The following is a 10,036-nucleotide window of genomic DNA, read 5'->3' on the forward strand; positions in this document are numbered from 1 at the left end:
CCCACCCCCTATTCGCGTTGGTGGGGTGGGCGGGGTTTTTTTCACCCCCCCCGGCGGGGCGCCCCCCCGGGGCCCCCCCACCACCTGACGTTCTACCGATCACCCTGCCCGGCGCCTCAGCGGCGGCGGACCTCCAGGGCGGCGCTCGCCTCCGAAGCCGTCAGGTCGTCCGTGCCCTCGTACCGCGCCGTCACCGTGTACGCACCCGGCCGCAGCAGCGGGGGCACGAGCACCTCGCCGCGGCCGTCCCGCAGCCGCACCGTCCGCTCGTACGGGTGCCGGTCACCCTCGCGGCCGACGGTCACGGTGACCCGCCCCGACGGCGTCACGTCCTTCGCGGACACCGCGACCTTCACCCGGAACGGCTCCAGCGGCCGCACCGAGCCGGGCGCCTCGATCCGCGTGCTGGTCGCCGTGGGCAGCAGGTCGTCCGGCACGAGCGCGCCGACCGGCGTGCGGTGCACCCCGCCCTCGTCTGCGCCCGCGTAGACCCACGCACCGTCCGGGCTCACGGCCAGGGAGCGCACCGACATGGCCGTCAGGCCGCTCGACGCGGAGGCCCACGTGGTTCCGCCGTCGGCCGAGACGAGCACCCCGGCGCCGTTGGCCGCCAGCCCGTACGGCCTCCACCGTGCGGCGCCCGCGACCAGGAGGTCCGTCCCGGCGGCGGGCCCGTCCGGCACCTCGACGGCCACGAACGTGTCGACCGCGGCGGACGTGTTCGGCACCTCGGCGGCCCGGAACGACTCGCCGCCGTCCGTGCTCACCCGGATGCCCGGCACCTCGCCGACCACCACGTGGTCCGTGTCCTCCGGGTCGACCCAGACGGACCGGGCCTCGTCCCGCGTCAGCCGGGTGAGCGTCCGGCCCAGGTCGTCCGAGCGGTACAGGCCGGCAGACGTCGCCAGCCAGAGCCGCTCTTCGTCCACCGGGTCCATCACCACCTGCTGGATCAGCAGGCCGTGGTCGTAGCTGGTCCACGTCTCGAACCCGTCGCGCGACACCATGAGGCCCGAGTCGACCATCGACGTGTAGCCCACCGCCACCGTGTCCTTCCCCGGTGCGGGCCCCTGGTGCGGGGACACCGCCAGCGCCGTCGGGCTGAAGCCCCCGGTGGGGCCGACCTGCGCGAGGTCGGCGTCGGACTCGCCGGCGCCCGCCGTGAGGATGCGGCCGCCGCCGAACGCGTTGGTGCCGACGGCCCACACGTCGCGGTCGCCGAGCGGGGACTGGGTCACGTGCGTGAGCTGCCGCCCGACGACGCCCTCCGCGCCGATCGAGCCCCAGTCCTGCGCGCCGGGGTCCAGCTCGGTCAGCGCCTGCTGGTGCAGGCCCTCGTAGTCGACCGCCCGGACGACGGGCTCGCCGTCGCCGTCGAACCCGGCGTGCACGGCGGAGATGTCACTGCCGGACACCCCGGCCTTGGTCCACTCCTCGCCGTCGTCGGTCGTGTAGTACCCGGCGCCCTCCATCGACATGACGACCTGGCCGGCCCCGGCTCCGGGCCAGTGGTCGACGTCGGAGGCGAGCGGGCCCTGCACGGGCAGCGGGTGGGTCCGCCACGTCGCGCCCATGTCGTCGCTCGTGCTGTAGGACGACAGGCCCGACGCGTACACGGTGCCGTCGGTCAGCGTGGTGACGGTGACGTACGACTGGCCGGTATCGGCGCCCTCCGTCCAGGTGGCCCCCGAGTCGCTCGAGGTCAGCGAGACGCCGTCACCGCGGATCAGCACCGCGGAGGCGCCGTCGGCCGCCACTCCCTGGGGCCGGTCGACGTAGTCGGTCGTGACGTACGGCTGCGTGACCTCGCTGCCGCCGGCCAGCACGTCGGCGATCCGGTACACGCCGTCGTAGGTGGCGATCAGCAGGTCGTCGCCCGCGAAGGCCGCGTTGTAGACGAGGCTGCCCCAGGTGGGGGCGACGCGGCGCCACCGCTGCCCGCCGTCCTGGCTGAGGTAGAGGCCGTCGTCGGTGACGGCGGCGAGCGCGTCACCTTCGGCGACGAGCTCACGGACCGCGACGTCCGGGAACGGCAGGACCGTCCACGTGGCCCCGGCGTCCGGCGTGTGCACGATGCGGCCGGAGTAGCTCGGGTCGAGGACGACCCGGCCGGAGGCGCCGTTGAGCGCGACGTAGAACCCGCCGGGTGTCGCCGTGTCGGCCACGGGGATGCCCCAGCCGTCGGCGACCGGCATGCTGCGCACCCGCTCCCAGGTGGCGCCGTGGTCCGTCGTGACGAACGGGTGCACGCCGGTCGACGTCATCGCGAGGCCCGTGCCCGGCGCCGTCGGCGACGTGGCCAGCTCGCGCGCCGCGCCCGAGAGGCCTACCTGCTCCCAAGCGCCCGGCTGGTCGGTGCCCTCGGACTGCACGCCGCCCGAACCGGTGAGGGTGCGGCCGGCGACCGTTGCCCGGGCGTCGAGCCGGTAGCTGCCCGGCTCGTCGAGCGGCACCGCGCCGCGGAACCAGCCGGGGCTGGAGCCGACGGCGGTCAGTGCCGCGGTGTACACGTCGCCCGAGGGTGCGGTGGCGCGCACGGTCGGCGCCGCCTCTGGCGCCATCGGCGCGTGCACGAAGACCTCGGTGCTCCCGGTGGCCAGCGACGGGGAGGCCTGGACCTGCAGCGGGCGCACGTACGCCGCGTACGGCACGCGCACGGTGCTGCCGTCGGAGACCGTGCCGACGACGACGCCGGAGGTCTCGGTGTCGACGGCGCCGGCCTCCGGGGATGCGGTGTCCGGCGTGACGGTGAGGTCGACCGAGGCGCTGCGGCCGGCGGGGATCTTGACCTGTCGAGCGGACAGCGTGGCCTTGCCGGTGCTCGTGGCGGCGGGCTTCGCCGCCAGCCGCACGGTCACCGACTTCTTGCCGGTGTTGTGCAGGACCACGGTGCTGGTGCGGGCCGGCTTCGTCCCCATGTCCGCCAGCCCGAGCGAGACGGCGTCGGGGGAGGCCGTGACCCGCTGGTCGACGGCGGCGGCCACGTCCAGCTTGCCTGCGCCCTGGGCGGATGGCGACGCGTCGGTGTCGTCGGACCCGAGCTCCTGCGCGCTGCCGATGAGGGTCGCGCGCAGCTGCGCCCCGGACTGCTCGGGACGCGCCTGGGCCAGGAGCGCGGCGGCGCCGGCGACGTGCGGCGCGGCCATCGAGGTCCCGGACATCCGGTACTGGTCGCCGTCCACGCCGAACTCGGCGGGGATGTCGGACATGATCTCGAAGCCTGGCGCCACGATCTCGGGCTTGAGCGTCATCGCGTCGCTCGGGCCGCGCGAGCTGAAGCCGGTGATCGTGTCGGTCCGGTCGACCGAGCCGATGGTGCCGCGTGCCGTGCCGGCCAGCACCTCCTTCTTGAACGTCTGGTACTGGGCCGAGCTGATGTTCATCATGACGAGGGACTCGCGGCGCAGGTCGAAGCCGCCGCCCGCCAGGATCTCGGCGGAGCGCTGGGGATCGCCGCCGTCGTCCCCCGCCGGGTCGGTGGGGCTCGGCGTGTACAGGAGCGCGCCGGCGGCGCCGTGCTCCTCGGCGAGCTGCGCCTGCAGCAGGTGCGGCGCCAGGACCTCGCCCAGCGAGTCGACGGTCAGGCTGTTCATGACGACGATCGCGCCGCGCACGTCGCCCGCCCGCTCGTAGTCCTCGTCGTCGAAGCCGTCGCCGACGTCGACGAGCCGGGCCTTGATGCCCCCGGCGGGCGGGTTCGCCGACAGCGGGAACCGGGTCACGTCCAGGGGCCGGCGCTCGCCGCCTCGTTTGGCCGGGGCGAGCGTGAGGGTCGGGTCGGCCACGCCGGTCACGCTCGCGCCGACGGCGATGACACCCTCGGCCGCGGCCGGCGAGCTGACGCTCTGGTCGTACGGCCCGGAGTTGCCCGCCGCGGCCACGACCACCACACCCTGCCGGACGGCGGCGGTGGACGCCCTGCCGAGCGGGTCGGTGCCGTCGCCCGGCGTGCCGAGGCTCATGTTCACGACGTCGGCCGGGGCGACCCCCAGCGGGTCCACCGCGGCGTCGAGCGCGAGCAGCAGGTCCTCGGTGGTGCCGCTGCCGTTCGCGTCCATGGCCTTCCACGCGGTGAGCGTCACGTCGGGCGCCATGCCGGTGAGGTTGTCCCCGCCCGCACCGACGATGCCCGCCACGTGCGTGCCGTGCATGTGGTCGTCCATCGGGTCGGCGTCGTCGCCCACGAAGTCGTACCCGTCCACGACGCGGTGGCCCGGGCCGAACCCGGCCCCGAGGTCGGGCAGCGTGTAGTCGATGCCCGTGTCGATGATCGCGACGGTGCGGCCGTCGCCCCTGACGTGGGTGCCGTCGGCGTCGGTGCGCTCCCAGACCTGCGGCGCGCCTGTTGCGGGGATGTTGGCCTCGCCGAGGAGGCGGACGGGCGCGGACTCGGTGACGCGCGCGACGCCGGGCGCCGCCCGCAGCTCGGACAGGTCCGCCGGGTCGACGGTCGCGACCAGGGCGTCGAGCGTGCCGGTGACCGCCCGGGTGTCGTCGAGCTCCACGTCGTTGCGGACGGCCCACGAGGTGACGCCGCCCTGGGCGTCCTCGACGCTCTCGACGGCTGCCCGGTACTCGGCGGCGAAGGCGCTGCGCGCCCTGGCCGAGCCCGTGCCGGTACGCGCGGCGGCGACCTTCTCGGCACCGACCACCTCGGCGGCGCTCGGTGCGTCGAGCTCGATGATCACCCGGACCGGGTCGCTCGGGGAGACGGGATCCGGGGCGGCGACGGCGGCGCCCGGCGACAGGACCACTGAGGCAGCGACGAGGGTACCCGTGACGAGAGCACCCCGGCGGCGGCCGGAGGACGGAGGTTGCATAGGGGTTGTCTAACCGCCGTCGTACCGGTTCGGCAATGGTGGTAATGGCCGGTTCCGGCCACTGGCCGGTACCGGCCGCGAGTGTTTACACGGCTGTCACGCAAGGGCCGCCGGTCAGATCCAGCCGCGGCGGACCGCCTGCGCCCCGGCCTGGAAGCGGTTCGCCGCACCGAGACGGCGCAGCAGGTCCGCGCTGCGCCGGCGCAGCGTCCGCTCCGACAGCCCGAGCTCGCGCGCGATCGTCTCGTCCTTCGCACCCGAGCCGAGCAGGGCGAGCAGCGCCCGGTCGTCCTTGCCCGGACCGCGGTCCGGGGTGGCCGCACCCTCGAGGCTGTCGGTCTCCGGAACCTCTATCGAGTCGGCCCACACGGCCTCGAAGGCGGCACAGAGCAGGTCGACCAGCGGCCCGCCCTCGACGACGATCGCCGTCGGCCGGTGCGGGTCGAGCGTCGAGCTGACGAGCGCCGTCCGCCGGTCGGCGATGGCCAGCTTGGTCGGCAGGGTCCGCGCGATACGGGCCCGCTCGCCCTTGCTCGCCGCGTAGCGCATCTCGGCCCAGGCGCCCGGCCGCTCCAGCACCTCCGCGGCGTACACCGCGCGCCACAGCACGCCGCGCTCCAGGACGAGCGGTTCGACCGGGTTCTCGCCCGCCAGCACGTAGGGCGGCCGGTCGAACGCCATGAACTCGCCGGTCACCTCGTGCTCCAGGCGGGTGTACCAGGCACCGATCAGCGCCGGGTCGTCGATCACGTGCACACCGGCGCCGGACCCACCCGCGTCGGCGGTCTGCTCGAACAGGTCGGCGAGCTCCGGGATCGCGGCGCGCACCCGGTCGAGATGGGACTCCGTGCGCTCCGTCAGGGCACGCAGGGCGATCCGCGGGTCGACGGCGGTGTACTCGCCCTCGCCGCCGCTCGTGCGGTTGATGAGCCCGGCCGCCCGCAGCCGGGCCAGCATGCCTGCTGCGTCGGTCCCCTCCAGCGGGACGTCGCGGACGACGTCGTCCACCCGGACCGTGCCCTGGGCGAGCACGTAGCGGTAGACGAGCCTGGTGTCGTCGTCGATTCCCACGGCATCGAACCCGGCATCGAACCCGGCACCGGACCCGCTGTCGGGTTCGCCGCCGGTGGCCTGCGCTGTCATGGGTCCAAGGGTAGGCCGCCGCGGCCGGGGATCAGGTGTCGCGCAGCAGCCGGCGAGTCAGGGCAGCCGCAACGAGCAGGAGCAGCGCGCCGCTCAGCACGACGAGCCGGAAGCCGTCGACGAAGGCGGCGCTCGCGGCCTCCAGGAGCGCGTCCGCCTGCGCCGGAGGAAGGTGTGCGGCCGTCGCCGCCGCATCGCCGATGCTCTGTGTGCCGCCGGGTGTGCCGGAGCCTGCGCCGCCTCCGGCGCCGGCCGTGCCCAGACGGTAGGCGGTGCTCGCGACGCTGCCGAACAGGGCGATACCGAGCGCTCCGCCGAGGTTCGTGGTCGTCTCGAGCGTGGCCCCGGCGGTGCCGGCGCGGTCGCGCGGGGCCGTGCTCATCGCCAGCGCCGTCGTTACCTGGTAGAGCGGCGCGAGCCCGAGGGAGTACACGACGCTCCCCGCGACGAAGGGCACGACGCCGCTGCCGGTGCCGATGAGCCCGACGGTCGCGAACCCCGCCGCCGAGACGACGAGCGCGAGCGCGAGGACGTTCGGCGCGCCGAGCCGGGCGTCCAGCCGGGGAGCCAGCAGGCCGCCGACGGCGTAGGCGACGGCGCTGGGTATGGTCCACAGCCCGGCCTCGAGCGGCGTCATGCCGAGCACCGACTGGAGATACTGGCCGATCAGCAGCTGCGTGCCGTACAGGACGGCGAACGCAAGGGCGTTGCCGGCCTGCGGGACCGTGAACGCCCGCTTTCGGAACAGGCTCGCGTCGAGGACCGGATGGGCGGTGCGCCGGATGTGCAGACCGAACCCGGTCAGCAGCGCCGCACCGCCGATCCCGCTGAGCAGCGGCACGGCGGGATCGGCCGCCGCCGCGAGCTGCTTGACCGCGTAGACCGTCGTGAGGATGCCCGCGATGCCCAGCGCGACGCCGACGACGTCCGTGCGCCGCGCCGTCGTGCTGCGGTGCTCCGGGAGCAGCAGGGGACCGAGGACCAGCAGTGCGACCATGGCCGGTGGCGTCACGGCGAACACGGCCCGCCAGTCGACGGCCGCGATCAGGAACCCGCCGATCACCGGCCCCAGGATGCCGCCGACGGCGAACCCGGCGGTCCAGATCCCGAGCGCGGCGGCCCGCTGCCTCGGCACCCGGAACATCGAGCGGATGAGCGCGATCGCCGACGGCGCGATCATCGCGGCGCCGACCCCGATCAGCCCGCGCCAGGCGATGAGCGCCAGGGACGACGGCGCGAAGGCCGCGCCGACGGAGGCGGCGCCGAAGACGGCCGCGCCGATCAGGAGCATCCGCCGCCGTCCGAACCGGTCCGCGAGGGCCCCCATGGGCAGCAGCAGGCTGGCCACGAGGAAGACGTAGACGTCGGAGATCCAGAGCAGCTCGCCCGCGGTGGGTCTCAGCTCGGCGGCGAGTTCCGGCATCGCGAGGTTGAGCAGGTTGGAGTTGACCGAGATGAGCGTGCACGGCAGGACCAGCAGCGCCAGCCCCACCCAGTCACGCGGACGTGCGCTCGGCTCGACCCTCGCCGCTTCGCTCACCCCGCCATCATGGGGCGACCCACTGACACGGTCAAAGCGGACAGGGTCAAAGCGGACAGGGTCGAGGCGGTCGCCCGGTGCGGTTGCTGTTACAGCCGGATCCGCATGCCGAGACTCGGGGCGGCGTCGACGAAGCCGAGGCTCTCGTAGAGCCGCCGCCCCGGAGGGTCGGCGAGCAGGGTCACGTACGGGTCGGCGGGTGCCTTGGCACGGATCTCGTCGAGGAGACGGTCCATCACCATCCGGCCGAGCCCCTGGCGCTGGAACTCCGGCAGCGTCGCGATGTCGGCGATGTGGAAGTACCAGCCGCCGTCGCCGAGGATCCGGCCCATCGCGACGGCTCGGCCGGGGTCGGCGTCGGTCCGGACGTGGCAGAAGTACCAGCTGCCGGTCAGGGCCGGCGCGCCCTGCTCGGGCGTCTTCGGCGACAGCCCGGAGGCCGAACGCAGCTCGAGGTACTCGTCGAGCGAGGGCGGCTCATCCACAAGTCGATACACGCCCAGATCATCACACGGCCGCCCCGCGGTCCCCGCAGCGGGTGATCGGCAAAAGGTCAGGTGATCGGTATTCCGAGGAACCGATCACCTGACCTTTTACCGATCACGCACGACTGGGACGGGTGCGCGGCCGGGTCAGCCCTTGACCGAGCCCGACATCAGGCCGCCCACGAAGTACTTGCCCAGCACGATGTAGACCAGCAGCGTGGGCAGCGACGCGAACAGCGCACCCGCCATCGAGACGCCGTAGTTCTGCAGCAGCGCACCGTTGGCCAGGTTGTTCAGGGCGACGGTGACCGGGCCGTTCTGGGACGACGAGAAGAACACCGCGAAGAGGAAGTCGTTCCACGCCGAGGTGAACTGCCAGATGAGCACCACGACGAAGCTCGGGACCGAGATCGGCAGGACGATCGACCAGTACGTGCGCAGCATGCCCGCGCCGTCGACCCGCCCGGCCTCGATGAGCTCGTGCGGCACCGTCGTGTAGTAGTTGCGGAAGATCAGCGTGGTGATCGGGATGCCGTAGACGACGTGCAGCATGATCAGCGTCGGCACGCCCGTCGGCACGCCGAGGTCCAGGACGAGCTGGTTCAGCGGGATCATCACCGCCTGGTAGGGGATGAACATCCCGAACAGGATCAGCGTGAAGACGATGTCCGCGCCGCGGAAGCTCCACCGGGCCAGCACGAACCCGTTCAGCGACCCCAGGAACGCCGAGATGATCGAGCTCGGCACCACTATCGCGAGGCTGCGCATGATCGCGGGGGACAGCGCGGTCCACGCCGTGGCCCAGTTGTCGAGCGTCCAGAGCTGGGGCAGTGCCCAGGCGCGGCTCGGGTCGGCGTCGCCCGTGCCCTTGAAGCTGGTCACCAGCAGCACGTACACCGGGATGAGGACCACGACCAGGAAGAAGACGAGGCCTGCGTACTTCAGCGTGCGGGTCAGGGAGTAGCGGCTCGTGCTGACCCGCGGCGGGGGCCCGCTGGGGGCCGGGCGCGGGCTGGCGAGCACGTTGGTCGCGGCGGTCATCGCTTCTCCTCGCGGTTCGTGCGGATCAGGTACGGCACGATGACGAGCGCGACGATGATCAGCAGGATCGAGCCGACGGCGGCGGCGTTCGCGTAGTCGAAGCTCGACTTGAACACGAACATGTCGACGGCGGGAACCTTGGTCTGGTAGTTGGCCGGCTTGGAGATCGACATGATGAGGTCGAACGCCTTGAGCGACATGTGGCCGATGATGATCAGCGCGGACAGCGCGACCGGCGAGAGCTGCGGGAACAGGACGTGCCGGTACAGCTTCCACTCGCTGGCGCCGTCCATCCGGGCGGCCTCGCGCAGCTCCTCGGGGATGCCGCGGAACCCGGCGAGGAACAGGGCCATCACGTAGCCGGAGAGCTGCCAGATCGCGGGGATGGCGATGGCGACGATGCCGAACGTGACGTTGTTCCACCAGTTGTTCTGCAGCGCGTCGAGCCCGACGATCTGGAACAGGCGGTTCAGGCCCGAGGCCTGCTCGTCCTGGTTGGAGTTGAGCAGCCAGCGCCACACCACACCCGAGGCGACGAACGAGACCGCCATCGGGAAGAGGTACACCGAGCGGAACAGCCCCTCGCCCTTGACCGGCTTGTCGAGCATCCACGCCCACAGGAAGCCCATGACCATGGTCCCGGCCAGGAACACGACCGTGTACAGGACGAGGTTCATCAGCGAGTGCTGGAAGTCCTCGCTGGCCAGCAGGTCGAGGTAGTTCGTGAACCACACGAGGGCGGTGGGCTTCTGCCCCGTGGCCTGCGCCGCGGTGTGGTTGTCCGTCAGCGACGTCGTGAAGTTGGCCGCGATCAGCCCGTAGACGAAGACGCCGACGAGGATCAGGGACGGGGCGAGCAGGAGGAGCGGTGGCCCGAGTCGCCGCAGCTTGTTGATCATGGAGGTACCCCGGATGGATGGGCGAGATGGATGGGCGAGATGGTGGGCGCAGCCGCGCGGCGGGGGGGAGCCCCCCCGGCGCGCCCCCGAACGCGGGGCGCCGCCCAG

General features: G+C 73.0%; 6 protein-coding genes. All 6 read right to left on the bottom strand.

From position 1 onward, the window contains the following. Positions 1-116: 116 nt before the first annotated feature. On the bottom strand, positions 117-4,820 hold the full coding sequence (locus ACFWE2_RS22090) for a S8 family serine peptidase (RefSeq protein WP_377226356.1): 4,704 nt from the start codon (positions 4,818-4,820) through the stop codon (positions 117-119). Positions 4,821-4,934: 114 nt separating this feature from the next. Further along, positions 4,935-5,963, bottom strand: coding sequence for a hypothetical protein (locus ACFWE2_RS22095; RefSeq protein WP_377226357.1), 1,029 nt, complete (start codon positions 5,961-5,963; stop codon positions 4,935-4,937). Between the two features lie 31 nt (positions 5,964-5,994). Beyond that, entirely contained in the window at positions 5,995-7,503 is a 1,509-nt protein-coding gene (locus ACFWE2_RS22100) for an MFS transporter (protein WP_377226358.1), read from the bottom strand. 89 nt (positions 7,504-7,592) lie between these two features. Next, positions 7,593-8,000, bottom strand: a complete 408-nt coding sequence (locus ACFWE2_RS22105; protein WP_377226359.1) for a GNAT family N-acetyltransferase — start codon at positions 7,998-8,000, stop codon at positions 7,593-7,595. A 135-nt stretch (positions 8,001-8,135) separates the two neighbouring features. Further along, complete coding sequence (locus ACFWE2_RS22110) at positions 8,136-9,029, bottom strand: carbohydrate ABC transporter permease (protein WP_377226360.1); 894 nt, start codon at positions 9,027-9,029, stop codon at positions 8,136-8,138. After that, positions 9,026-9,928 (bottom strand): carbohydrate ABC transporter permease, encoded by a 903-nt coding sequence (locus tag ACFWE2_RS22115; protein ID WP_377226361.1) that lies wholly within the window; start codon positions 9,926-9,928, stop codon positions 9,026-9,028. Before ACFWE2_RS22115 ends, ACFWE2_RS22110 begins: the two co-directional genes overlap by 4 nt. Between the last annotated feature and the right edge of the window lie 108 nt (positions 9,929-10,036).

Source organism: Promicromonospora sp. NPDC060271 (genome assembly GCF_042726755.1).
Lineage (GTDB): Bacteria > Actinomycetota > Actinomycetes > Actinomycetales > Cellulomonadaceae > Promicromonospora.